Raw genomic sequence first — 24,000 nt, 5'->3', positions numbered from 1 at the left:
CGGCTTTTTTATCCTCCGATCAACCCCTCAGGGCTGGTGCGGGATCATTCCCACTCAATCGTCGCTGGCGGCTTGCTCGACACGTCGTAGGTGACGCGGGAGATGCCTTCGATTTCATTGATGATGCGGCCGCTGACGGTTTCCAGCAGTTCGTAAGGCAGGTGTGCCCAACGCGCGGTCATGAAGTCGATGGTTTCCACGGCACGCAGGGCCACGACCCAGGCGTAACGACGGCCATCGCCGACAACGCCAACCGATTTCACCGGCTGGAACACCACGAAGGCCTGGCTGACCTTGTGGTACCAGTCGGCCTTGCGCAGTTCTTCGATGAAGATGTGGTCGGCACGACGCAGCAGGTCGGCGTATTCCTTCTTCACTTCGCCGAGGATGCGCACGCCCAGGCCCGGGCCCGGGAACGGGTGCCGGTAGACCATGTCGTACGGCAGGCCCAGCTCCAGGCCCAGACGACGGACTTCGTCCTTGAACAGCTCACGCAGCGGCTCAACCAGCTTGAGGTTCATTTCTTCCGGCAAGCCGCCCACGTTGTGGTGCGACTTGATCACGTGGGCCTTGCCGCTTTTCGCGCCAGCCGACTCGATCACATCCGGGTAGATGGTGCCCTGGGCCAGGTACTTGATGTTGTCCAGCTTGCAGGATTCGGCATCGAACACGTCGATGAAGGTACGGCCGATGATCTTGCGCTTCTTCTCTGGGTCGGCTTCGCCGGCCAGGTTGTCGAGGAACTGGTCCTCGGCGTTGGCGCGGATCACCTTGACGCCCATGTTCTCGGCGAACATGGCCATTACTTGCTCGCCTTCGTGCAGGCGCAGCAGGCCGTTGTCGACGAAGACGCAGGTCAGTTGGTCGCCGATGGCCTTGTGCAGCAGTGCGGCAACCACGGACGAGTCCACGCCGCCGGACAGGCCCAGCAGGACGTTGTCGGTGCCGACCTGGGCGCGAACCTGGGCGATGGCGTCTTCAGCGATCTTCGATGGGGTCCACAGCGCTTCGCACTCGCAGATGTCGAGGATGAAGCGCGACAGGATGCGACCGCCCTGCTTGGTGTGGGTCACTTCCGGGTGGAACTGCACGCCGTAGTAACGACGCTCGTCGCTGAACATGCCAGCGATAGGGCAGCTCGGGGTACTGGCCAGGACGTGGAAATCTTCCGGCAGCCTGGTGACCTTGTCACCGTGGCTCATCCATACGTCGAGGCCAAACAGGCCATCGGCGTCGATGTGGTCTTCGATGCCGTCGAGCAGGCGGCTCTTGCCGACTACGTCTACGCGGGCATAGCCGAACTCACGCAGGTCGGAACCTTCAACCTTGCCGCCCAGTTGCTCGGCCATGGTCTGCATGCCGTAGCAGATACCGAAGACTGGCACGCCCAGGTCGAACACTGCTTGCGGGCAGCGAGGGCTGTCGGCTTCGTGCACGGACTCGGGGCCGCCGGCGAGGATCACGCCTTTTGGAGCGAATTCGCGAATGGCTTCCTCGTCCATGTCGAACGGATGCAGTTCGCAGTAAACGCCGATTTCACGCACGCGGCGGGCAATCAGCTGGGTGTACTGGGAACCGAAATCGAGGATCAGGATGCGGTGAGCGTGAATGTCGAGGGCCATGATTCAGTCTCGTCTAAGTAATTCAGAAACAGTCGTGATTCAGAAACAACTCGGGGCTGAATAGAACAGCCCCGGTTGCTTAACGATTTGCTTGAAGCCTCAACCTACGCGGTAGTTTGGCGCTTCTTTGGTGATCTGTACGTCGTGGACGTGGGACTCGGCCATGCCAGCACCGGTGATCCGCACGAACTCAGGCTTGGTGCGCATTTCTTCGATGTCGGCACTGCCGGTGTAACCCATCGAGGAACGCAGGCCGCCCATCAGTTGATGGATGATGGCGCTCAGGGTGCCCTTGTACGGCACACGCCCTTCGATACCTTCCGGAACCAGCTTCTCGGCACCCGCGGAGGAGTCCTGGAAGTAACGGTCGGAGGAACCCTGGGCCTGGGACATGGCGCCCAGCGAACCCATGCCGCGATAAGCCTTGTACGAACGGCCCTGGAACAGTTCGATCTCGCCTGGCGCTTCTTCGGTACCGGCGAACATCGAGCCCATCATCACGCAGGAAGCACCGGCCACGATGGCCTTGGACAGGTCACCGGAGAAACGGATGCCGCCGTCGGCGATCAACGGAACGCCAGTGCCTTCGAGGGCAGCGGCGACGTTGGCGATGGCACTGATTTGCGGCACGCCGACACCAGCGACGATACGGGTGGTGCAGATCGAGCCAGGGCCGATACCGACCTTGACTGCGTCAGCGCCAGCTTCGGCCAGGGCCTTGGCGGCAGCGCCGGTGGCGATGTTGCCGCCGATCACCTGCACTTCAGGGAAGTTTTGTTTAACCCAGCGAACGCGGTCGATCACGCCTTTGGAGTGACCGTGGGCGGTGTCGACCACCACCACGTCAACGCCGGCGTTGACCAGGGCAGCAACACGGTCACCGGTGTCTTTACCGGTACCGACCGCGGCGCCCACGCGCAGACGACCTTGATCGTCCTTGCTGGCCAGCGGGTAAGCCTTGGCTTTTTCGATGTCGTTGACGGTCATCATGCCCTTGAGGGCGAACTTGTCGTCGACGATCAGTACGCGTTCGATGCGGTGCTTGTGCAGCAACTCGCGAACGTCGTTCTTGTCGGCGCCTTCCTTGACCGTGACCAGGCGCTCTTTAGGCGTCATCACTTCACGGACAGTGGCTTCCAGACGGTTCTCGAAACGCACGTCACGGGAAGTGACAATGCCGACCAGGTCGCCATTGTGCAGCACCGGAACGCCGGAGATGTTGTTCATGCGGGTCAATTCGAACAGTTCGCGCACGGTAGCGTCAGCATCGATGGTGATCGGATCCTTGACCACACCGGCTTCGTAACGCTTGACCTTGCGCACTTCGGCAGCTTGCTGCTCGATGGTCATGTTCTTGTGGATGATACCGATACCACCTTCCTGAGCCATGGCAATTGCCAGACGGGCTTCAGTGACGGTGTCCATGGCGGCGGAGACCAGTGGAATATTCAGCTCGATGCCACGGGTAAGGCGGGTCTTGAGACTGACTTCGTTAGGAAGCACCTCGGAATAACCAGGCACTAGGAGAATGTCGTCGAATGTCAGAGCTTCTTGGCTGATACGCAGCATCGCGGGGGCTCCCGAGCGGGAAAATGGAAGCGCGCCATTATAGTCAGACACCCCCTCGGGTTCAATGTAAAACTCTGTCTATTATCGACCTTATGGATATACGGAACATATCGCCCCCTGGAGGAGCTGTCGAAGGCTGCGATCTTTTGACATTGATCTTCAAAAGCAAGATCAAAAGATCGCAGCCTGCGGCAGCTCCTACAGGAGGATGCAACGATCAGAGCTCTACTTTCACCCAACTAACGGGTTGATCCAGCCAATCGGCAAATTCGTCGAGAAAGCTCTGCTTGAACCCCGCCTCGGCCCAGTTGTTGAAAATGAAGCCCAGGTTGGAAAAGCCGCACTCCTGCAGGAACAGGAAACCGTTGATGTCATCTTCATGCCCGCATTCAGGGCAGGTGAAGTTATCGGTCCGTCCGGGCATCCAGTCTTCGAGGCTTTCAAACAGTGCTTCACCGATTTCCTTGCGGCACTCGGCACAACCGGCCTCGCCAAGAAACCCCTTGGCCGGTGTATAGATGCAGCGCTTGGTGACGATCTCCAGGCCATTGATCGGCTCGCCGAACGGCAGGGCTTGCGGGTGCAGGACCACTTCCCTGGCACCCTCGGCGATGGCGTGGGCCATGCGATTGCCGGTGCGGCCGCAGGTGGTCAACTGTTCGTTGATGATGTTCTTGCGCACCAGCCAGCGCACGATCGCCCGGGCCCGCGGCTCATGCACCGGCAGTGTGGAAATTTTCGGGACAATGATGCTTTGGGAATTCATGGGGCGACCTGCTGTAACGCTTTGAAAGAAGCCCGGCAGCTTAAGCCCAAGGCTTCAGAGGTCAAGTACTCAAGTAACGCCCGATCAGGGCGATACCGCTGGCTAGGACCAGCCAGGTCACCAGGCGGACGAACGCCTCACGTGACAATTTCAGGGTCAGCCGTCGACCGATCCACAGGCCCAGCGCCATGGCCGGCAGCAAACACAACGCCAGCACCAACAAGGGTAGCTCGGCATAGACACCGGCGACAATGAACAGGCTCAGGCGCACCACCGTGCTGCAACTGATCAACGCACTCTGGGTCGCTCGAGCCGCCTCCTTGGGCAAGCGGCTGTTCAAATAGATCGCGTACAGAAAGCCGCCACTGCCAAACAACGCCCCAAACATCCCGCCCACGGTGCCCATCGGCAATGCCCAGGCGGCAGACAATTGCGCCGGACGGGTTTTAATCCACAGGCTGTAGATGGCGTAGGCACTGATAAACAGCCCCATCAACAGCAGCAACAGGTCGGACTTGAGGTTCAACAGGAAGATCACGCCCAGCGTGCAACCCACCGCCATGCAGGGCAACAATCGCAGCAGCTCAGGCCTGGCGACATCCCGCCGCGAGGGCAGCAGGTTGCCGAATGCCGCGACAAAATCAAGCAACACCAGCAACGGTACGATCTTCGACAGCGGCAGGAACAGGATCAGGATCGGCCCGGCGACCAGCGCCGTGCCGAAACCGGCAATGCCGAACACGATATAGGCCAGGGCGATGCCCAGCGCGATTACCAGCCAGTCCACTGCGCCAAAATTCCATTGACCGAACAAATCAACCAACATTTGTACTCATCCTTGTAGGAGCTGCCGCAGGCTGCGATCTTCTGCTCTTGAAAATCAAGATCAAAAGATCGCAGCCTGCGGCAGCTCCTACAAGGGGATCGTGCATTGGGCGAGAGAATGCCTCTATCATGCGCCCCATGATTAAAGATCCCTTTGCAAGACTCGGCCTGGACCGCGAAGTCCTGACCGTCAGCCAGCTCAACGGCCGCGCGCGGGTGTTGCTTGAAGACGTTTTCAGCAACATCTGGGTCGAAGGCGAAATCTCCAACCTCGCCCGGCCGGCGTCGGGCCACGTGTATTTCACCCTCAAGGACAGCGGCGCCCAGGTGCGTTGCGCGCTGTTCCGGCAAAACGCCGCGCGTGTGCGTCAAGCGCTGAAGGATGGCCTGGCCGTCAAGGTACGCGGCAAAGTCTCGTTGTTCGAGGGACGCGGCGATTACCAACTGATCCTCGATACCGTGGAGCCGGCCGGTGATGGAGCATTGCGCCTGGCGTTCGATGCCTTGAAGGAAAAACTCAGCGCCGAAGGCCTGTTCAGCGCCGAGCGCAAAGTACCGCTGCCGGCGCATCCACAACGCATCGGCATCATCAGCTCGCCCACCGGCGCGGTCATCCGCGACATCATCAGCGTGTTCCGCCGCCGCGCGCCGCAGGTGCAATTGACCCTGATCCCCACCGCCGTGCAGGGCCGCGAAGCCACCGCGCAGATTGTCCGCGCGTTAAAACTGGCGGATGCCCGCGGTTTCGACGCGCTGATCCTGGCCCGCGGTGGCGGTTCGCTGGAAGACCTCTGGTGCTTCAACGAAGAAGCCGTAGCGCGCGCGGTGGATGCCTGCGTGACGCCGATCGTCAGCGCCGTCGGCCACGAAACCGATGTATCTATCAGTGACTTCGTCGCCGACGTCCGCGCGCCCACGCCATCGGCCGCCGCCGAGCTGCTGGCACCGGATTCCAGCGATCTGGTCCGCCGGGTCGAGAGCCTGCATCGGCGCCTGGTGATGCGCATGCGTGATCGCTTGATGCGTGACCGGCTGCGCCTGGAAGGCATCTCTCGGCGCCTGCGCCATCCCGGCGAACGCCTGCGCCAGCAAGCGCAACGCCTGGATGATCTGGACATGCGCATGCGTCGGGCCTTCGAACGCAGCCTCAACACCCGTCGCGAACGGCTGATCCGCCTGGAAACCCGCTTGGCCGGGCAGCATCCGGGACGTCAATTGGCGATGCTGCGCCAACGTCTCGACAGCCTCGCCGAACGCTTGCCCCGCGCCATCCGCGAAGGCCTGAAAAACCGTCGCCTGCAGCTGCAGAGCCAGATGCAAACACTGCACGTGGTCAGCCCCCTGGCGACTCTTGGCCGTGGCTACAGCATTTTGCTCGACGAGCGTGGCAATGCGATCCGCAGCGCCGCACAGACCCACACCGGCCAGCGCCTGAAGGCCAAGCTGGGTGAAGGCGAACTGCACGTGCGGGTCGAAGACAATCACCTGACGCCCGTCACCCTTTCTTTACTGGACTGATCCATGCCGCATTTTTTAGCTCCGCTGCTGTTGCTTTGCCTGACCTTCAACGCCCACGCCGACAGCTACATCACCCGCCAGTTGAACAAACCGGTGCCGGGCGGCGTGGCGGTGGTCGACCTGGGCGCTGCCGCGCAAGCGCCGAAAGCCAGTTATCAGGGCAAACCCGTCCTGGTGATCAAGGAACAGAACAACTGGCTGGCGATTGTCGGCGTGCCGTTGACGGTCAAGCCGGGCGCCCAGGCCATCAGCAGTGGTGGGCGCAGCCTTGGTTTCACCGTCGGCAACAAGAAATATCCGGAGCAGCGAATCACCCTGAAAAACACCCAACAGGTCAATCCAGACCCGGACAATCTCAAGCGCATCGAGCGCGAACTGGCCGAGCAGATCGCTGCCTACCGTACGTTCAGCCCGAATTCGCCAAGTAACGTGCTGCTGGACAAACCGGTAAACGGACCGCTGTCGAGCAAGTTCGGCGTACGCCGGTTCTTCAACGGTGAGGAGCGTAATCCTCACTCAGGCCTGGATTTCGCCGTGCCTGCCGGTACGCCGATCAAGACTCCAGCCGCAGGCAAGGTGATCTTGATCGGCAACTACTTCTTCAACGGCAATACGGTGTTTGTCGACCATGGCCAGGGGTTCATCAGCATGTTCTGCCACATGTCGAAAATCGACGTGAAGGTCGGCCAGCAGATGGCTCGTGGCGGTGTGGTTGGCAAAGTCGGGGCGACCGGTCGGGCGACCGGGCCGCATATGCACTGGAATGTCAGCCTGAATGATGCGCGGGTGGATCCGGCTATCTTTATCGGGGCGTTTCAACCTTAAGCAAGATCAAAAGATCGCAGCCTGCGGCAGCTCCTACAAGGTTCGTGTCGTATCGCTGAACCCTGTAGGAGCTGCCGCAGGCTGCGATCTTTCAAGGCCACTACTCCGCATCCAGATCCTCAATGCCATGGACTTCCCGGTCCGCCAGGCAATGCCTGACCCACTCCTGAGTCTCCACTGAAAACCAGCTCAACTCCTGCGCCGTAATCAATTCCCGCGCACACAGCCCGAGCAAATGCGAACGGGCTTCATGCCGCGAGAACCTGAACACGCCAAACGCCCAGTACAGCTCCTTTTGCCCAGCCTTGAGCAATTCCTCGCTGCGATCTATCCGCTCGTACGGCGCGATACTCTTGTCCAATAGCGTCTTTTCGACATCCGATAGAATCCGCTCACACATCCGCTCATGGGCTATCGGACGCAACACGCAGTATTGCTTCCAATCAGACTCGTTCATCACCGACTCCTGCTGTGCCTCCAAGACTTAAGAATAGCTTCGCCACCAGAATAAGACGCCAGCATCATCGATTGCGCACAGTTCAAACCTTGCGCAAACAACCTGAAGATCACCGTACTCCAGAGCAATAAAATCTCGCCAAACAAGCCCTAAAGAGGATTCCTCTCAATTTTTTCCCACCGCTTGCCATCCTTCCCCCCCGCGGTTAGGGTTGAAGGCATGAAAACCTCTCACACCCTCATTCAGCTTCGTCAGCACCGCAGTTTGTGCCTTGTCAGCGCACGACTGCCGGGCTGAATCGCGGCGCCTCGTCCCAAGCGTTACTCCAAGAACATTTTGATCCACCGGCAGGCCGCCTTTTTTCGGCCAACACAATAAGGATTTCCCGATGAGCATGCTCAAAGACCCGTCTTCGAAATACCGCGCGTTCCCGACCATCGATCTGCCGGACCGCACCTGGCCGTCGAAGACCATCACCGCCGCGCCAATCTGGTGCAGCTCCGACCTGCGCGATGGTAACCAGTCGCTGATCGAACCGATGGACGCCGTCAAGAAGCTGCGCTTCTGGAAAACCCTGGTGCAGGTCGGCGTGAAGGAAATCGAAGCGTCGTTCCCGTCCGCCTCGCAGACCGATTTCGACTTCGTACGCACCCTGATCGAAGACGGTCATATCCCGGACGACACCACCATCCAGGTATTGACCCAGGCACGTGAAGATTTGATCGCGCGTACTTTCGAATCCCTGCGTGGCGCGAAAAAAGCCATCGTTCACCTGTACAACGCCACTTCTCCTTCTTTCCGCCGCATTGTCTTCAACCAGGACTTGGAAGGGGTCAAGGAAATCGCCGTAAACGCGGCCAAGCTGTTCGTCAAATATGCCGCCCAGCAGCCGGAAACCGAGTGGACCTTCCAGTACTCCCCGGAAACCTTCAGCGCCACAGAACTGGAGTTCGCCAAGGAAGTCTGCGACGCGGTGATCGAAGTCTGGAACCCGACGCCCGAGCGCAAGATCATCCTCAACCTGCCGGCCACCGTCGAATGCGCTACCCCGAACATCTATGCCGACCAGATCGAATGGTTCGGCCGTCACATCAACCGTCGTGACAGCGTGATCATCAGCCTGCACACCCACAACGACCGTGGCACTGGCGTTGCTGCCACAGAGCTGGGCCTGATGGCTGGCGCCGACCGCGTCGAAGGCTGCCTGTTCGGCAACGGCGAGCGTACCGGTAACGTCGACCTGGTGACCGTGGCCTTGAACATGTACACCCAGGGCCTGAACCCTGAGCTGGACTTCTCCGACATCGACGGCGTGCGCAAGGTCGTCGAAGAGTGCAACCAGATCCAGGTTCACCCGCGTCACCCGTACGTTGGCGACTTGGTGCACACCGCATTCTCCGGCTCGCACCAGGACGCGATTCGCAAGGGTTTCGCCCAGCAGAAACCGGACGCCCTGTGGGAAGTGCCGTACCTGCCGATCGACCCGGCCGACATCGGCCGCAGCTACGAGGCGGTCATCCGCGTCAACAGCCAGTCGGGCAAGGGCGGCATCGCCTATCTGTTGGAGCAGGAATACGGCATCAGCCTGCCACGTCGCATGCAGATCGAATTCAGCCAGGTCGTGCAGCGCGAAACCGATCGCCTGGGCCTGGAAATGACCGCCCAGCAAATCCACGCGCTGCTGCACAGCGAGTACTTGCAGGCCAACACCCCGTATGCGCTGGTCAGCCATCGCCTGCAGGAAGAAAACGGCCACAGCGCCGTCGAAGTGGAAGTGGCCAGCAAAGGCCAGGGCGAAACCAACCTGCACTGGCGCGGCAAGGGCAACGGCGCCCTGGAAGCACTGGTGGCCGGCCTGCCGATCCCGGTGGAAATCATGGACTACAACGAACACGCCATCGGCGCGGGCACCAATGCCAAGGCGGCGGCCTACATTGAACTGCGAGTGAATGGTGAGCGTGCGGTGCACGGCGTGGGTATCGATGAAAACATCACCACCGCCAGCTTCAAGGCCCTGTTCAGCGCGCTGAACCGCTCGCTGAGCCAGCCGGAAGCGAAAGCGGCGTAATTAGCCTTCGCTGAAATACAAAAGGCCCCGAGATGCGATCTCGGGGCCTTTTTGTTTGCCTGTAGTTTTTGTAGTGCCTGTCATGCCATCTTCGCGAGCAGGCTCGCTCCCACAGGAGAACGCATTCCAATGTGGGAGCGAGCCTGCTCGCGAAGGGGCCAGCTCAGGCAGTGCAAGTCTCAGGTGAACTCGAAGGTATCGGCATCCAGGTTCGCCGGAAAACGCGTGCGATACGCTGCCAGTTCCGCCGCATCCAGCACCACCTTGAACACCCCGTCCGCCTCTCCCGCGCTGAGCAACGTCTCGCCCTGGAAATCCAGCACCTGGCTGTCCCCGGTATAGGCAAAGCCTTTGCCATCGGTGCCGATGCGGTTAACCGCTGCCACGTAGCACAGGTTCTCGATGGCCCGCGCCGGCAGCAAGCGGTTCCAGTGCTGGCGCCGTGCGCCCGGCCAGTTGGCGGTGTACAGCAGCAGGTCCGTGTCCTGCGCATCGCGACTCCACACCGGGAAACGCAGGTCGTAGCAAATCAGCGGCCGCACTCGCCAGCCCTTGAGTTCGAACTGCACCTGGCGTTCGCCCGGGGTGAAGTGATTGTGCTCGCCGGCCATGCGGAACAGGTGACGTTTGTCGTAGTGCCACACTTCGCCGTCCGGCCGCGCCCACAACAGGCGGTTACGATGGCTGCCATCAGCGGCCTGCACAATCACGCTACCGGTGATCACTGCCTCGAATTTTGCCGCCTGAGCCCGCAACCATTTACTGGTCGGTCCGTTTTCCGCTTCAGCGAGGGTCTCGGACTCCATCGAGAAACCGGTGGTGAACATCTCCGGCAGAATGATCAGGTCCGCGCCGCGAGCCTGTTCCAGCAAGTGCTCGAAATGCTCCAGGTTGGCCTGGCGATCGTGCCAGGCCAGGGTGGTCTGGATCAGCGCAACGGTCAGGTTCGGCAGCGCACTCAGATCACGCATAATTTTTCCGCTGCTTCACGCAGGGTCTCCTCACGTTTGGCAAAGCACAGGCGTATCAGGCGCTGGCCTTCAGGCGGCGTCTGGTAGAACACCGAGATCGGGATGCTCGCAACGCCGTGTTCACGGGTCATCCACAGGGCCATCTCAACGTCGTTGAGATCCGGGCGGATCTGCGAGTAGTCGACCAGCTGGAAATACGTACCGCTTACCCGGGTGAAGCTGAAGCGCGAAGGCGCCAGCAGGTCGCAAAACAGGTCGCGCTTGGCCTGATAGAACGCCGGCAACTCTTCCACGTGTTCCGGGTGTTCGGCCATGAAGTCGGCCAAGGCATACTGCAACGGTGTGACGCCGCAGAAATTCACGTACTGGTGCACCTTGCGCAGCTCTGCCGTGAGCGCCGGCGGCGCGACTACATAGCCGGTTTTCCAGCCGGTGACGTGATAGGTCTTGCCGAAGGAGCTGACCACGAAGGCGCGCTGATACAGCTCTTCATGGGCCAGCACACTGACGTGGGGCACACCGTCGTAGACCAGGTGTTCGTAGACCTCATCGCTGATCACATAGATGTCACGATCGCGGATTAACGCCGCCAGTTGGTCCAGCTCCGCACGGTTGATCAGTGCGCCGCTGGGATTGTGCGGAGTGTTGAGGATGATCATCCGCGTACGCGGACTCAGTGCCTGGGCGAGCTTCTGGAAATCGATGCTGAAGTCATCCAACCCCAGTTGCACATGAACGCAACGACCACCGGCCAGCTCAACCGAAGGCTCGTAACTGTCATAAGCCGGGTCGAACACGATGACTTCGTCACCGCTGTGGATAACGGCCTGGATGGCGCAGAAAATCGCCTCGGTCGCGCCGGGCGTCACGGTCACTTCGTTGTCCACATCGACGCTGACGCCATAGCTGCGGGCGATTTTCGCCGCGATCTGCTGACGCAGTACCGGCAGCCCGGTCATTGGCGAGTATTGGTTGTGGCCATTGGCAATATGCCGGCCGACCGCATCGCACAGGGCCTGCGGAGCAGCGAAATCGGGAAAGCCCTGGGACAGGTTGAGCGCCCCGGTTTGCGCCGCGAGCTGAGACATCTGAGTGAAGATGGTGACGCCGACATTCGGCAGCTTACTGGTGATCATCGAGGATTCCCTGCTCTACACCCGGCTCTAACGGCGGCGCGGGAGAGCCCGAGGATAGCCCAAACGGCGCCCATAAAAAAAGGGCGCCAAAAGCGCCCTTCTTCTCGTCCTACCCTGTGGGAGCGAGCCTGCTCGCGAAGGCGGTGTGTCAGTCGCGATAAACGTTGACTGACAGATTGCATTCGCGAGCAGGCTCGCTCCCACATGAGTGAGGCAAGCCTTAGATCAGCGCTTGTCGCGGCGCTTCTTGTCGGCTTTCTTGTGGTGCGACATCAAGCGACGCTTCTTGTTGACCTGGCGGTCGGTCAGCGAGTTCTTGTTGCCTTCATACGGGTTCTCGCCGCCCTTGAACTCGATGCGGATCGGCGTACCGACCAGCTTCAAGACACGGCGGTAAGTGTTTTCCAGGTAACGCACGTAAGACTTCGGCACCTTCTCGATCTGGTTACCGTGGATCACGATGATCGGCGGGTTCGCACCACCCAAGTGGGCGTAACGCAGCTTGATCCGGCGGTTGTTGACCATTGGCGGTGCGTGCTCGCCAACCGCGTCTTCCAGGATCTGGGTCAGACGGTTGGTCGGCCAGCGGGTGACCGCGGACTTGAACGAGTTCTGCACCGAGGCGTAAAGGTTGCCCACGCCAGTGCCGTGCAGGGCCGAGATGAAGTGGATGTCGGCGTAGTCAACGAAGAACAGACGACGCTGCAGCTCGACCTTCACGAAGTCGCGCTCGCTCGGCGTCATGCCGTCCCACTTGTTGATCGCGATGACCAGCGCACGACCCGACTCGATGGCGAAGCCCAGCAGGTTGAGGTCGTGGTCCACCACGCCTTCGCGGGCGTCCATCACGAAGATCACCACGTTGGCGTCTTTGATCGCTTGCAGGGTTTTGACCACGGAGAACTTTTCGACTTCTTCGTGGATCTTGCCGCGCTTGCGCACACCGGCGGTGTCGATCAGCGTGTACTTCTCGTCGTTACGCTCGAACGGGATGTAGATACTGTCGCGGGTGGTGCCGGGTTGGTCATAGACGATCACCCGGTCTTCACCGAGCATGCGGTTGACCAGGGTCGACTTGCCGACGTTCGGGCGACCGATGATCGCGATCTTGATCCCGTCTTTTTCGCTCGGGCCAGGAATGCGCTTGGCTTCCTCGCCTTCGGCGACGTCCTCTTCCTCGCCTTCTTCCGGCTCTTCTGCGTCTTTCGGGAACTCGCTCAGGGCGATTTCCAGCATCTGGGTGATGCCACGGCCATGCGCACCGGCGATCGGGATCGCGTGGCCCATGCCCAACGGAGCGAATTCGGCGCGGGCCATGTCAGGGTCGATGTTGTCGACCTTGTTGGCAACCACGTAGGAACGCTTGTTACGTTTGCGCAAATGCTCGGCGATCATCTGGTCGGCGGCGGTGAAACCGGCCTTGGCATCTACCAGGAATAGAACGACATCCGCTTCTTCAATGGCCAGCAGCGACTGCTCGGCCATTTTTTCGTCCATACCATGCTCGTCACCGGAGATACCGCCGGTGTCGACCAGAATGTAGGAACGCCCTTGCCACTTGGCCTCACCGTACTGGCGATCACGGGTCAGACCGGACAAGTCGCCGACGATAGCGTCGCGAGTCCTGGTCAGGCGGTTGAACAAGGTGGACTTGCCGACGTTCGGTCGGCCCACCAGGGCGATTACGGGAACCATGCGGCTCTCCACTTCGTTTATTTCAGAAAATACAAAAGCCGCTGCGAGGGCAGCGGCTGGTGCTCGGGGCAACACTGTGCGCTTGTCTGTGGGAGCGAGCCTGCTCCGGGCGGCGTTCCGACGAAAAACGCCGGAGCACCGCGTTTATTCAGGATGCAAACGTTATCGTTGACGTCCATCGCGAGCAGGCTCGCTCCCACATTCATATCCACAAGTGAAGCAGCCCGGGGGATTAACCCCAAGCATAGTCGTTACTTAATGGTCAGGGCTTCCAGTTTGCCGCTGTTGCCATATACATAAATCGTGTCACCCACCACCAGCGGACGGGCACGCAGGCCGTCGCTGTCGATGCGCTCGCGGCCGACGAATCGACCGTCCACCTGACTCAACAGGTGCAGGTAACCTTCCAGGTCACCGACTGCAACATAACTGGAGAACACTTCTGGAGCCGACAGTTGGCGGCGAGCCAGCGAATCGTTGCTCCACAAGGCTGTGGTGGAGCGCTCGTCGACGCCTTCAACGGTGCCCGAGGACAGGCTCACGTAGACGCTGCCGAAACCCTGGGCGACACCGGCATAGCTGGAAGCATCACGCTGCCAGAGTTGCCGACCGCTTTGCAGGTCCAGTGCCGCAACGCGACCCTGGTAGCTGGCGACATAAATCGTCTCACCGGACAACAGCAAGCCGCCATCGATGTCGACAACACGCTCCAGTTCCGAACGACCTTGCGGGATCGCTACACGCTGTTCCCACACCGGCACGCCGTTGGAAATGTCGAGAGCGACCACTTTACCAGTCGAGAAGCCAGCCACCGCGAGGCGGTTGGTCACGATCGGTGCGCTGGTACCGCGCAGGGTCAGTACCGCAGGCGTGCTGTCATACAACCAGCGCTGGTTGCCAGTGGCGGCATCCAGACCGATCAAACGATCGTCCTGGGTCTGGACCACGACCACATCGCCATTGTTGGCCGGCGGTGCGAGGACTTCACTGGACACGCGCGCGCGCCATTTCTCTTCGCCGTTGATGGCGTCCAGGGCAACGATTTCACCCTTGATCGTACCCACCGTCAGCAGACCGTAACCCACGCCAACAGCGCCGGAAACAGGCAGTTCGAGATCTTTCTTCCATTTGACGTCGCCGTTGCTGCGATCCAACGCCATTACCACACCGGTGACATCGGCGGCATAGATGGTATCGCCATCGATGGCCGGAACCAGCATGTTGTAGGTTTCGCCCTGACCGTCACCGATCGAACGACTCCACTGCTTCTGCAGGACCACTTCTTCCTTGAAGTCGGTCAATTCGGCCGGTGGCAATTCTTTCTTGCTGTTGCTGCTGCAACCCGCGGCCAAAATGGCCAGGGCCAGCAATGCTGCATGCTTCCAACGAATCACGTCACGCATCCCCTTTGGCCAGGTCGTCCAGCTTGATTTGCAGGCCACCGACCGCCGCTTCATCCGACAGTGCCGCCTTGGCTTTTTGATACGCCGCGTGCGCTTCGTCGGTACGACCCAACTGCACCAGCAGGTCGCCCTTGAGTTCTTCGCGAGTGGCCAGGAAGGCCTTGTCGGCATCGCCTTCCAGCAGCTTCAGGGCTTCATCGACCTTGTCCTGCGCGGCCAGTACCTGCGCCAGGCGCTGACGGGCGATTTCGCCCAGTGCCGGGTTGGCCGGCTTGGCGACGATGGCCTTGAGCTCGCTGGCTGCGTCATCGAGCTTGCCACTGTCGACCGCGACTTTCGCCACGAACAGGCTGCCGTATTGCGCATAGGCGCTGCCGCCGAACTCGCTGTTGAGCTTGCCGGCCAGGTCCGAGACACGCGCCGCATCTGGCTTGCCGTCAGGCGTCAGCGTGGTTTCGAGCAATTGCTGATAGAGCATCGAGGCACCTTGCGACTGGTTGCTCTGATACTTCTGGAACGCCTGCCAACCGAACACGATGACCAGCGCCAACAGGCCGCCAGTCACCAGGGGCTTGCCGTTGCGTGACCACCATTCCTTAAAATCCGCCAGCTGTTCGTCTTCGGTACTCGACACCCCAATACTCCTTAATCGCTAATTCGGCTGTTATGACAGCTTCAACCCTGCACGACGCAGGTGGCCAGGTGTGCAGCAAGCGCATCCCAGGCAATGCTTTGTTGTTCGCCCTGGCCACGCAGGGGTTTGAAACCTACCACTTGCTGGGCCATCTCGTCGTCGCCGAGGATCAGTGCGAACAGCGCACCGCTCTTGTCGGCCTTCTTGAACTGGCTCTTGAAGCTGCCAGCGCCGGCATTGACTTGCAGGCGCAGGTTGGGCAACTGGTCGCGCACGCGCTCGGCCAAGGCCAGGCCTGCCAGCTCGGCGGCTTCACCGAAGGCACAGAGGTAGACGTCGACCTGACGGGAGATTTCTTCCGGGATCTGCTCCAGGGTTTCCAGCAGCAATACCAGGCGCTCGATACCCATGGCGAAACCGACGCCGGCAGTAGGCTTGCCGCCCATCTGCTCGACCAGGCCGTCGTAACGACCACCGGCACACACTGTGCCTTGGGCGCCAAGTTTGTCGGTGACCCATTCGAAAACGGTCTTGCTGTAGTAGTCCAGCCCGCGAACCAGCTTCGGGTTGATCACATAGGGGATGCCGGCGGCGTCCAGGCGAGCCTTGAGGCCCTCGAAGTGCACGCGAGATTCTTCGTCGAGGTAGTCGGCCATTTTCGGCGCATCGACCAGAATCGCCTGTGTATCGGCATTCTTGGTGTCCAGGACCCGCAGCGGGTTGGTTTTCAAGCGGCGCTGGCTGTCTTCGTCCAGCTTGTCCAGGTGACCGGACAGGAACTCGACCAGCGCTTCACGATAGCGGCCACGGGACTCGCTGGTGCCCAGGCTGTTGAGTTCGAGCTTGACCGCATCGCGGATGCCCAGCTCGCCCCACAGGCGCCAGGTCAGCACGATCAGTTCGGCGTCGATGTCCGGACCGTCGAGGTTGAAAACCTCGACACCGATCTGGTGGAACTGGCGGTAACGGCCTTTCTGCGGACGCTCGTGGCGGAACATCGGACCGATGTACCAGAGCTTCTGCACCTGGCCACCGCCGGTGATGCCGTGCTCGAGCACCGCACGCACGCACGCTGCCGTGCCTTCGGGACGCAGGGTCAGGGAGTCGCCGTTACGGTCGTCGAAGGTGTACATCTCTTTTTCAACGATGTCGGTCACTTCACCGATGGAGCGCTTGAACAGCTCGGTGAACTCGACGATCGGCATGCGGATCTGCTTGTAACCGTAGTTATCCAGCAGGCGCGAAACGGTGCCTTCGAAATGACGCCACAGGGGGGTCTGTTCGGGCAGGATGTCGTTCATGCCACGAATGGCTTGCAGAGACTTGCTCACATTAAATCCTTAAATTCCGTTCGGCTCTTCAGTCGGCTCAGCCGCGCGCGATAACCGCTGCGTCGGCTTCGACCTTTTCGGCCGCTTTCTCGCGGATCAAGCGTTCAAGCTCATCCACCAGATTGTCATTCGTCAGTTTCTGCGACGGCTTGCCGTCGATGTAAATCAGGTTTGGCGTGCCGCCGGTCAAGCCGATATGGGCTTCCTTGGCTTCGCCCGGCCCGTTGACCACGCAACCGATGACCGCGACGTCAAGCGGCACCAGCAGGTCTTCGAGGCGCCCTTCCAGCTCGTTCATGGTCTTGACCACATCGAAGTTCTGCCGCGAGCAACTCGGGCAGGCGATGAAGTTGATGCCACGGGAACGCAGATGCAGGGACTTGAGAATGTCGTAGCCGACTTTCACTTCCTCGACCGGATCAGCCGCCAACGAGATGCGAATGGTATCGCCAATCCCTTCGGCGAGCAGCATACCGAGGCCCACGGCAGATTTCACCGTGCCTGAACGCAAACCACCGGCTTCGGTGATGCCCAGGTGCAGCGGCTGGACGATTTCCTTCGCCAGCAAGCGGTAGGCTTCGACGGCCATGAACACGTCGGAAGCTTTCACGCTGACCTTGAAGTCCTGGAAGTTCAGGCGCTCAAGGTGTTCGACGTGGCGCAGCGCCGATTCAACCAGCGCGGCTGGCGTCGGCTCGCCGTATTTTTTCTGCAGGTCTTTTTCCAGGGAGCCGGCGTTCACCCCGATACGGATCGGAATGCCACGATCGCGGGCGGCATCGACCACCGCGCGCACGCGGTCTTCGCGACCGATGTTGCCCGGGTTGATCCGCAGGCAGTCAACGCCAAGTTCGGCCACGCGCAAGGCGATGCGGTAGTCGAAGTGAATGTCGGCGACCAAGGGCACCTTGACCAGTTGCTTGATCTTGCCGAAGGCCTCGGCGGCGTCCATGTCCGGCACGGACACCCGCACGATATCGACACCCGCGGCTTCCAGGCGATTGATTTGCGCGACGGTCGCAGCGACGTCGTTGGTGTCGCTGTTGGTCATGCTTTGCACAGCGATGGGCGCATCGCCGCCAACAGGTACATTACCGACCCAGATCTTGCGCGATTCGCGACGTTTGATTGGAGATTCGCCGTGCATGACTTATTGACCCAACTTCAGGCGAGCAGTCTCGCCACTGGTGAACGGAGCGACATTGACCGCCTGACCGTTGTAGCTGACCTGCGCGCCGCGGGCATAACCCAGGCGCACGGAAAACGGCGGCTTGCCATTGAGGGAAACGCTTTCGCCTTTACGCTTCAGGCCGCTCAACAGCACCTTGCCGTTGCCGTCGGTGACCTGGGTCCAGCAGTCGGCGCTGTACTGTAGTTGGACCTGGCCCTGGCCTGCCACCGCAGGCGCTGCTGGCGCCGGTGCCGCAGCGGTTGGCGCTGCAACACTTGGAGCAACCGGTGCAGTCACCGTCGGCGCTGCAACAGCTGGAGCTGCAGGAACAGCCGGGGCTGGCGTCACAGGCGTGGCGGCGGTCGGTGCGGCGGCTGTCGGTGCAACGGGTGCCGGCGCTGGCGTTTCAGCCGGAGCCGGGGTCGCGGAGTCGGCCTGCGGCAATGCCAGGGCCGTGGTGTTTTGCGCCTCACCCTCGGCCACCGCCTGGTCTTCCGGCTCATCCAGCGGATGAATCTGGGTAGTGCCATCGGCACCTTCGACTTCCACGTGTTCCGGGGTCAGGCTGATCAGGTCCTTGGTGCGCAGCGAGGTCTGGTCCTGCCACCAGACAAAACCACCACCCACCACGGCCACCAGCAACAACAGGCTGACAATGCGCAAGATGGTGTGGGACACGCGAACTGGCTCTTCGATACGGCCCAGGCTGTGAACGCTGCTGCCCTTGGAGTCGGTACCGGTGGATTGGTCGAACTGCTGGACCAGGACGGCCTGGTCCATGCCGAGCAATTTGGCATAAGCACGGATATAGCCGCGGGCGAAGGTATGCCCTGGCAGCTTGTCGAAATCGCCGGCTTCCAGATTGCTCAGGGAATTGACGGTAAGGTTGAGCTTAAGGGCCACTTCGGCCAGCGACCAGCCATTGCTTTCGCGGGCCTGGCGCAAGGTCTCACCGGGGTTAACGCGATTCGCTGCTACAACTTCGGGATGCGCCGCTTTCATCATTGCTCCGACAGGTATTGCTGATATTCCGATGTACCGGGATAAAGTCGTTTTAATTGCAGGCCCGCACTGGCGGCCTTGTCGCGATCATCAAACACTTTTGCCAGGCGAATGCCGAGCAATAGACTACGTGCATTTTGCTCGGCAAGCAGGCTAAAACGGTCGTAAAAGTCACGCGCGGGCACATAATGCCTGTCTTCGTAAGACAACTCAGCCATTTCCAACAATGCCCGAGGCTGTTGTCGATTCAAACGCAGGGCTTTTTCCAGTTGCTGCTGGGCCAACTCGCGCTGGCCGAGCATCGAAGCCGTCATGCCCAGGTTCTCGAACACGCGCGAACGCTCAGGATACAGGGTATCGGCGGCGGCCTGTTCAAAACGCTCGTAGGCTTCCTTGTAACGTTTCTGCTCGTAGAGAAAGCTGCCGTAGTTGTTGAGGATTCGCGCATCGGCGGGACGGGAAGCCAGCGCCTTGCGAAAATGCTGGTCAGCCAGTTCCGGCTCCATTTCGGCCTGGAACACCAACCCCAGCGCGGCATTGGCGTCCGGGTCTGCGGCGTCCAGCTCCAGCGCCTTCTTCAGGGGCACTTTTGCTCGCTCGGTCATGCCTTGTTGCAAATAACCGATGCCCAGTTGCACGTAGGCCTCGCGCGCCTCGCCACGGCCTTTGCTGGTCTTCATCGGGTTGTAGTCGCCCGAAAGCACACAGCCAGCGCACAGGCTGGCCATTAGCAAAAGCAGCGCAAAGCGCAGGGACATGGAGATCCTCTCTTGATTACTTCGCAGCGTTCGACGCCATATCGTTGTCGGCGCTCAGTTCACGCACGGCGATATAACGTTCGCTGCGACGGGTGCGATCCAGCACCTGCCCTACCAATTGACCACAGGCCGCGTCGATGTCTTCACCACGGGTGGTGCGTACAGTGACGTTGAAACCGGCATGATGAAGCTGATCCTGGAACCGACGAATGGCATTGTTGCTAGGCCGCTCGTAACCGGAGTGCGGGAACGGGTTGAACGGGATCAGGTTGATCTTGCACGGGATGTTCTTGAGCAGCTCGATCATTTCAACGGCGTGCTCGACCTTGTCGTTCACGTCCTTGAGCAAGGTGTACTCGATGGTCAGCACGCGCTTTTCGCCCAGGGACGACATGTAGCGCTGGCACGATTCGAGGAGCATCTTAAGCGGATACTTCTTGTTGATCGGCACCAATTGGTTACGCAATGCGTCATTCGGTGCGTGCAGGGACAACGCCAGGGAGACGTCGATGTGCTTGGACAGCTCATCGATCATCGGCACCACGCCGGAGGTCGACAGGGTCACGCGGCGCTTGGAAATGCCGTAGCCCAGGTCGTCCATCATCAGGTGCATGGCCGCGATGACGTTGTCGAAGTTCAGCAGCGGCTCACCCATGCCCATCATCACCACGTTGGTGATGGCACGGTCGACGGTTGCCGGGACGCTGCCAAAGGATTTGTTGGCAATCCACACCTGGCCGATGACTTCGGCGGCGGTGAGGTTGCTATTGAAGCCTTGCTTGCCGGTGGAGCAGAAACTGCAATCCAGGGCACAGCCTGCCTGGGACGAAACGCACAAGGTGCCGCGCTTGCCCTGGGGAATGTACACAGTCTCGACGCAGCTGCCGGACGCCACGCGCACCACCCACTTGCGGGTGCCGTCGCTGGAGATGTCCTCGCTGACCACTTCCGGACCGCGAACTTCAGCAACGGCCTTGAGCTTCTCGCGCAGGGCCTTGCTGACGTTCGTCATGGCGTCGAAATCATCGACGCCAAAGTGGTGAATCCATTTCATTACCTGACCGGCACGGAAACGCTTCTCCCCGATTGAGTCGAAGAATTTTTCCATTTCCTGTTGAGTCAGACCCAGCAGGTTGGTTTTTACAGTCGATGTAGTCATGGATTCACCTTCACTCTTAAGCCAATGCTTAGCGAGTGGTTACTTCAGTAGCTGCGAAGAAGTATGCGATTTCGCGAGCGGCAGCGGCTTCGGAGTCCGAACCGTGTACGGCGTTGGCGTCGATCGATTCAGCGAAGTCAGCACGGATGGTGCCGGCAGCAGCTTCTTTAGGGTTGGTAGCGCCCATCAGCTCACGGTTGCGAGCGATGGCGTTTTCGCCTTCCAGAACCTGGACGACAACCGGACCGGAGGTCATGAACGCTACCAGGTCACCGAAGAAACCGCGCTCGCTGTGCTCAGCGTAGAAGCCTTCGGCTTCGGCTTTGGACAGTTGCTTCATTTTCGAAGCTACAACGCGCAGGCCAGCGTCTTCGAAACGGGAAACGATCTTGCCGATCACGTTTTTAGCAACGGCGTCAGGCTTGATGATGGAGAAAGTACGTTGAACAGCCATGGTGTAACTCCAGAAACGGTAATTTGCGAAAAATTAAACCCGCGAATTATACGCGGGTTCTTGGGTATTGCCTAACTGTGTACAGGTCGCCAGCTCTGTAGGAGCTGCCGAAGGCTGCGATCCTTTGATCCTGGCCTTTCGCTTGAGATTCAAGTGGCACCGGAAAGATCGCAGCCTCGCTTCGCGAGTCAGCTCCTACAAGCGTTCTTCGATCCAGTGGGCCTGAATGGCCTCCAGGATCTTTTCGCCACAATGCTCAGGCTTGTCGTCGAATTCGGGCAATTCCATCACCCATTTACGCAGATCGACGAAGTTGACCGACATAGGGTCCACTTCAGGCTTGCTTTCAGCCAGCTGGATCGCGATTTCCAGCACATCAGTCCACTTGAGACTCATGACAGTTCCTTGAATCAGTGCGGCGCTTCGGCTGCGTGGTTGAGCGAGTACTTCGGAATTTCAACGGTCAGGTCTTCGGTGCCGACCTTGGCCTGACAGCCCAGGCGCGACTCACGCTCCAGCCCCCAGGCCTTGTCGAGGTAGTCCTCCTCCAGCTCGTCAGCCTCTTCCAGCGAATCGAAACCTTCGCGGATGATGCAGTGGCAGGTGGTGCAGGCGCAGACGCCGCCACAGGCACTTTCCATCTCGATATGGTGTTCGTGAGCCAGCTCGAGGATGGAAATACCCGGCTCAGCCTCGACGACCATGCCTTCAGGGCAAAACTTCTCGTGTGGCAGAAAAATGACCTGCGGCATCGTTATTCCTCAATCTCATTCAGGTTGCGCCCCGCCAGCGCGGCTTTCACCGTCGAGTCCAGGCGGCGGGCAGCAAAGGCGTCGGTCACTTGCGACAGACGCTTGGTCTGCTGCTCGATGGCGTAGCCATCGGTACCTTTCATCAGTTCGGTCAGTTCCTGCACTTGCAGTTCGATGACCATGCGCTCGTCGGCGTCCAGCAAGCGCTCGCCGTCAGCTTCCAGGGCGGCCTGTACCGCCTCGATCAGGCGCTGGGCATCGACCTGCTGCTCACGCAGAACGCGGGCAACCTTGTCGTCGTTGGCGTGCTGGAACGAATCCTTGAGCATCTTGGCGATTTCGCCGTCGGTCAGGCCGTAGGACGGCTTGACCTGGATGCTGGCCTCGACGCCCGAACCCAGTTCGCGAGCGGAAACACTGAGCAAGCCATCGGCATCGACCTGGAAGGTCACGCGAATCTTCGCCGCGCCGGCCACCATCGCCGGAATACCGCGCAATTCGAAGCGCGCCAGGGAGCGGCAATCGCTGATCAGCTCGCGCTCGCCCTGCAACACGTGGATCGCCATGGCCGACTGGCCATCTTTGTAAGTCGTGAAGTCCTGCGCCCGAGCGACGGGGATGGTGGTGTTGCGTGGAATCACCTTCTCCATCAGGCCGCCCATGGTTTCCAGGCCCAGGGACAACGGAATCACGTCCAGCAGCAGCAATTCATCGCCATCGCGCTTGTTGCCGGCCAGGGTATCGGCCTGGATCGCGGCACCGATGGCCACCACTTGATCCGGGTCGATTTCAGTCAGAGGCTGGCGCCCAAAAGCTTCGGCGACAGCTTCGCGAACACGAGGCACGCGAGTCGAGCCGCCAACCATGACCACCGCATGCACGTCTTCCAGCTCTACACCGGAATCACGCACCGCGCGGCGACAGGCTTTCAGGCTGCGCGCGATCATCGGCTCGATCAAGGCATCGAAGGCTTCGCGGGTCAGCTCGGCTTTCCAGTCGCCATGAGTCACTTCGACCGACGAGGCGTTGGTCAGGGCTTCCTTGGCGGCGCAAGCCGTTTGCAGCAGCTGACGCTGCGCACCCGGATCGAGGTTGGCGGACAGACCGGCGCTCTCGATGATCCAGCCAGCAATTGCGTGGTCGAAGTCATCACCGCCCAGGGCGCTGTCGCCGCCGGTAGCCAGGACTTCGAACACACCGCCGGTCAGGCGCAGAATCGAAATATCGAAGGTGCCGCCGCCCAGGTCATAGATGGCAACCAGGCCTTCGGCGTGCTGGTCCAGACCGTAAGCCACCGCCGCGGCGGTCGGCTCGTTGAGCAAACGCAGCACATTCAGGCCGGCCAGTTTGGCCGCATCCTTGGTGGCTTGACGCTGGGCATCGTCGAAATAGGCCGGAACAGTGATGACCGCACCTACCAGCTCGCCGCCCAAAGTGGCTTCGGCACGCTGGCGCAAGACCTTGAGGATGTCCGCCGAGACTTCGACCGGGCTTTTCGGCCCCTGGATCGTCTCGATGAACGGCATGTGCGACTCGCCGCCGACAAAGCGGTACGGCAACTGATCACCCAATTGCTTGACGTCGGACAGACCACGACCCATCAAGCGCTTGACCGACAGCACGGTATTCAAGGGATCGGTGGCGGCAGCCAGCTTGGCGGATTCGCCAACCTCGACGCGATCGGCGTGATAGCGCACGGCAGACGGCAAGATGACCTGCCCTTGCGCGTCAGCCAGAGGCTCGGAAAGACCACTGCGCAACGCAGCGACCAGCGAATTGGTAGTGCCCAAGTCGATCCCCACAGCCAGGCGACGCTGGTGCGGTTGAGGACTTTGGCCGGGTTCGGCGATCTGCAGTAGGGCCATCGTTATCAGGACTTATCTG

At 60.4% G+C, this 24,000-nt stretch carries 22 protein-coding genes; 3 read left to right on the top strand and 19 right to left on the bottom strand.

Annotated features, from left to right (window positions below; all coding sequences use genetic code 11):
- Window positions 1-44: 44 nt before the first annotated feature.
- From guaA to PG5_RS03095, 4 genes are all read right to left on the bottom strand, one after another.
- A complete protein-coding gene (gene guaA, locus PG5_RS03110) occupies window positions 45-1,622 on the bottom strand; it encodes a glutamine-hydrolyzing GMP synthase (protein WP_020795622.1) in 1,578 nt (525 codons plus the stop codon).
- Window positions 1,623-1,721: 99 nt separating this feature from the next.
- Window positions 1,722-3,191 carry an IMP dehydrogenase gene (gene guaB / locus PG5_RS03105; protein ID WP_020795621.1) on the bottom strand — a complete coding sequence of 490 codons (1,470 nt, stop codon included), beginning with the start codon at window positions 3,189-3,191 and terminating at the stop codon, window positions 1,722-1,724.
- A 217-nt stretch (window positions 3,192-3,408) separates the two neighbouring features.
- Entirely contained in the window at window positions 3,409-3,957 is a 549-nt protein-coding gene (locus PG5_RS03100) for a hypothetical protein (RefSeq protein ID WP_020795620.1), read from the bottom strand.
- 61 nt (window positions 3,958-4,018) lie between these two features.
- Window positions 4,019-4,783, bottom strand: coding sequence for a sulfite exporter TauE/SafE family protein (locus tag PG5_RS03095; RefSeq protein WP_020795619.1), 765 nt, complete (start codon window positions 4,781-4,783; stop codon window positions 4,019-4,021).
- Window positions 4,784-4,920: 137 nt separating this feature from the next.
- Between PG5_RS03095 and xseA the strand changes: the two genes are divergently transcribed.
- Window positions 4,921-6,300, top strand: coding sequence for an exodeoxyribonuclease VII large subunit (gene xseA, locus PG5_RS03090; protein ID WP_020795618.1), 1,380 nt, complete (start codon window positions 4,921-4,923; stop codon window positions 6,298-6,300).
- A gap of 3 nt (window positions 6,301-6,303) precedes the next feature.
- A complete protein-coding gene (locus tag PG5_RS03085; RefSeq protein WP_020795617.1) occupies window positions 6,304-7,125 on the top strand; it encodes a M23 family metallopeptidase in 822 nt (273 codons plus the stop codon).
- Between the two features lie 100 nt (window positions 7,126-7,225).
- Here PG5_RS03085 and PG5_RS03080 read toward each other — a convergent pair whose 3' ends face one another.
- Window positions 7,226-7,582 (bottom strand): hypothetical protein, encoded by a 357-nt coding sequence (locus PG5_RS03080; protein ID WP_020795616.1) that lies wholly within the window; start codon window positions 7,580-7,582, stop codon window positions 7,226-7,228.
- A 388-nt stretch (window positions 7,583-7,970) separates the two neighbouring features.
- Here PG5_RS03080 and leuA point away from each other — a divergent pair, with 388 nt between their 5' ends.
- Complete coding sequence (leuA, locus tag PG5_RS03075; RefSeq protein WP_020795615.1) at window positions 7,971-9,650, top strand: 2-isopropylmalate synthase; 1,680 nt, start codon at window positions 7,971-7,973, stop codon at window positions 9,648-9,650.
- A 179-nt stretch (window positions 9,651-9,829) separates the two neighbouring features.
- Here the strand turns inward: leuA and PG5_RS03070 are convergent, their stop codons facing one another.
- The 14 genes from PG5_RS03070 to hscA form a co-directional block, all read right to left on the bottom strand.
- Window positions 9,830-10,621 carry an amidohydrolase gene (locus tag PG5_RS03070; protein WP_020795614.1) on the bottom strand — a complete coding sequence of 264 codons (792 nt, stop codon included), beginning with the start codon at window positions 10,619-10,621 and terminating at the stop codon, window positions 9,830-9,832.
- On the bottom strand, window positions 10,609-11,757 hold the full coding sequence (locus tag PG5_RS03065) for a pyridoxal phosphate-dependent aminotransferase (RefSeq protein ID WP_020795613.1): 1,149 nt from the start codon (window positions 11,755-11,757) through the stop codon (window positions 10,609-10,611). The genes PG5_RS03070 and PG5_RS03065 overlap by 13 nt, the downstream gene beginning before the upstream one ends.
- Window positions 11,758-11,982: 225 nt before the next feature.
- Entirely contained in the window at window positions 11,983-13,452 is a 1,470-nt protein-coding gene (gene der, locus PG5_RS03060; RefSeq protein ID WP_020795612.1) for a ribosome biogenesis GTPase Der, read from the bottom strand.
- Window positions 13,453-13,703: 251 nt separating this feature from the next.
- Window positions 13,704-14,855, bottom strand: coding sequence for an outer membrane protein assembly factor BamB (gene bamB, locus PG5_RS03055; RefSeq protein WP_020795610.1), 1,152 nt, complete (start codon window positions 14,853-14,855; stop codon window positions 13,704-13,706).
- On the bottom strand, window positions 14,848-15,489 hold the full coding sequence (locus PG5_RS03050) for a tetratricopeptide repeat protein (protein ID WP_020795609.1): 642 nt from the start codon (window positions 15,487-15,489) through the stop codon (window positions 14,848-14,850). Before PG5_RS03050 ends, bamB begins: the two co-directional genes overlap by 8 nt.
- A 41-nt stretch (window positions 15,490-15,530) precedes the next feature.
- Window positions 15,531-16,820: a histidine--tRNA ligase gene (gene hisS, locus PG5_RS03045; protein ID WP_020795608.1), complete on the bottom strand. Its 1,290-nt coding sequence runs from the start codon at window positions 16,818-16,820 to the stop codon at window positions 15,531-15,533.
- A gap of 37 nt (window positions 16,821-16,857) precedes the next feature.
- The gene (ispG, locus tag PG5_RS03040) at window positions 16,858-17,967 is read right to left on the bottom strand and encodes a flavodoxin-dependent (E)-4-hydroxy-3-methylbut-2-enyl-diphosphate synthase (protein ID WP_020795607.1); all 1,110 of its coding nucleotides are present in this window, start codon (window positions 17,965-17,967) and stop codon (window positions 16,858-16,860) included.
- A 3-nt stretch (window positions 17,968-17,970) separates the two neighbouring features.
- The gene (locus tag PG5_RS03035) at window positions 17,971-18,993 is read right to left on the bottom strand and encodes a RodZ domain-containing protein (protein WP_020795606.1); all 1,023 of its coding nucleotides are present in this window, start codon (window positions 18,991-18,993) and stop codon (window positions 17,971-17,973) included.
- Entirely contained in the window at window positions 18,993-19,751 is a 759-nt protein-coding gene (gene pilW, locus PG5_RS03030; protein WP_020795605.1) for a type IV pilus biogenesis/stability protein PilW, read from the bottom strand. Before pilW ends, PG5_RS03035 begins: the two co-directional genes overlap by 1 nt.
- A 16-nt stretch (window positions 19,752-19,767) precedes the next feature.
- Window positions 19,768-20,910, bottom strand: coding sequence for a 23S rRNA (adenine(2503)-C(2))-methyltransferase RlmN (gene rlmN, locus PG5_RS03025; protein ID WP_020795604.1), 1,143 nt, complete (start codon window positions 20,908-20,910; stop codon window positions 19,768-19,770).
- Window positions 20,911-20,938: 28 nt separating this feature from the next.
- Window positions 20,939-21,364 carry a nucleoside-diphosphate kinase gene (gene ndk, locus PG5_RS03020; RefSeq protein ID WP_020795603.1) on the bottom strand — a complete coding sequence of 142 codons (426 nt, stop codon included), beginning with the start codon at window positions 21,362-21,364 and terminating at the stop codon, window positions 20,939-20,941.
- 195 nt (window positions 21,365-21,559) lie between these two features.
- Complete coding sequence (iscX, locus tag PG5_RS03015) at window positions 21,560-21,760, bottom strand: Fe-S cluster assembly protein IscX (protein ID WP_020795602.1); 201 nt, start codon at window positions 21,758-21,760, stop codon at window positions 21,560-21,562.
- A gap of 14 nt (window positions 21,761-21,774) precedes the next feature.
- Window positions 21,775-22,116, bottom strand: coding sequence for an ISC system 2Fe-2S type ferredoxin (gene fdx, locus PG5_RS03010; RefSeq protein WP_020795601.1), 342 nt, complete (start codon window positions 22,114-22,116; stop codon window positions 21,775-21,777).
- 2 nt (window positions 22,117-22,118) lie between these two features.
- A complete protein-coding gene (gene hscA / locus PG5_RS03005) occupies window positions 22,119-23,981 on the bottom strand; it encodes a Fe-S protein assembly chaperone HscA (protein ID WP_033043497.1) in 1,863 nt (620 codons plus the stop codon).
- Window positions 23,982-24,000 lie beyond the last annotated feature (19 nt).

The organism is Pseudomonas sp. G5(2012) (genome assembly GCF_000408945.1).
Lineage (GTDB): Bacteria > Pseudomonadota > Gammaproteobacteria > Pseudomonadales > Pseudomonadaceae > Aquipseudomonas > Aquipseudomonas umsongensis.
The sequence above is the reverse complement of the archived record's forward strand: the minus strand, read 5'-3'. Positions and strand labels throughout refer to the sequence as shown.

Excerpts from the sequence above, each read along its gene's own strand:
- PG5_RS03100 (WP_020795620.1), bottom strand. The coding sequence starts at position 3,957 with ATGAATTCCCAAAGCATCATTGTCCCGAAAATTTCCACACTGCCGGTG.
- PG5_RS03095 (WP_020795619.1), bottom strand. The coding sequence starts at position 4,783 with ATGTTGGTTGATTTGTTCGGTCAATGGAATTTTGGCGCAGTGGACTGG.
- leuA (WP_020795615.1), top strand. The coding sequence starts at position 7,971 with ATGAGCATGCTCAAAGACCCGTCTTCGAAATACCGCGCGTTCCCGACC.
- fdx (WP_020795601.1), bottom strand. The coding sequence starts at position 22,116 with ATGCCGCAGGTCATTTTTCTGCCACACGAGAAGTTTTGCCCTGAAGGC.
- der (WP_020795612.1), bottom strand. The coding sequence starts at position 13,452 with ATGGTTCCCGTAATCGCCCTGGTGGGCCGACCGAACGTCGGCAAGTCC.
- ndk (WP_020795603.1), bottom strand. The coding sequence starts at position 21,364 with ATGGCTGTTCAACGTACTTTCTCCATCATCAAGCCTGACGCCGTTGCT.
- pilW (WP_020795605.1), bottom strand. The coding sequence starts at position 19,751 with ATGTCCCTGCGCTTTGCGCTGCTTTTGCTAATGGCCAGCCTGTGCGCT.
- hscA (WP_033043497.1), bottom strand. The coding sequence starts at position 23,981 with ATGGCCCTACTGCAGATCGCCGAACCCGGCCAAAGTCCTCAACCGCAC.
- PG5_RS03035 (WP_020795606.1), bottom strand. The coding sequence starts at position 18,993 with ATGAAAGCGGCGCATCCCGAAGTTGTAGCAGCGAATCGCGTTAACCCC.
- PG5_RS03070 (WP_020795614.1), bottom strand. The coding sequence starts at position 10,621 with ATGCGTGATCTGAGTGCGCTGCCGAACCTGACCGTTGCGCTGATCCAG.
- PG5_RS03080 (WP_020795616.1), bottom strand. The coding sequence starts at position 7,582 with ATGAACGAGTCTGATTGGAAGCAATACTGCGTGTTGCGTCCGATAGCC.
- xseA (WP_020795618.1), top strand. The coding sequence starts at position 4,921 with ATGATTAAAGATCCCTTTGCAAGACTCGGCCTGGACCGCGAAGTCCTG.
- rlmN (WP_020795604.1), bottom strand. The coding sequence starts at position 20,910 with ATGACTACATCGACTGTAAAAACCAACCTGCTGGGTCTGACTCAACAG.
- guaB (WP_020795621.1), bottom strand. The coding sequence starts at position 3,191 with ATGCTGCGTATCAGCCAAGAAGCTCTGACATTCGACGACATTCTCCTA.
- ispG (WP_020795607.1), bottom strand. The coding sequence starts at position 17,967 with ATGCACGGCGAATCTCCAATCAAACGTCGCGAATCGCGCAAGATCTGG.
- guaA (WP_020795622.1), bottom strand. The coding sequence starts at position 1,622 with ATGGCCCTCGACATTCACGCTCACCGCATCCTGATCCTCGATTTCGGT.
- PG5_RS03085 (WP_020795617.1), top strand. The coding sequence starts at position 6,304 with ATGCCGCATTTTTTAGCTCCGCTGCTGTTGCTTTGCCTGACCTTCAAC.
- PG5_RS03065 (WP_020795613.1), bottom strand. The coding sequence starts at position 11,757 with ATGATCACCAGTAAGCTGCCGAATGTCGGCGTCACCATCTTCACTCAG.
- bamB (WP_020795610.1), bottom strand. The coding sequence starts at position 14,855 with ATGCGTGACGTGATTCGTTGGAAGCATGCAGCATTGCTGGCCCTGGCC.
- iscX (WP_020795602.1), bottom strand. The coding sequence starts at position 21,760 with ATGAGTCTCAAGTGGACTGATGTGCTGGAAATCGCGATCCAGCTGGCT.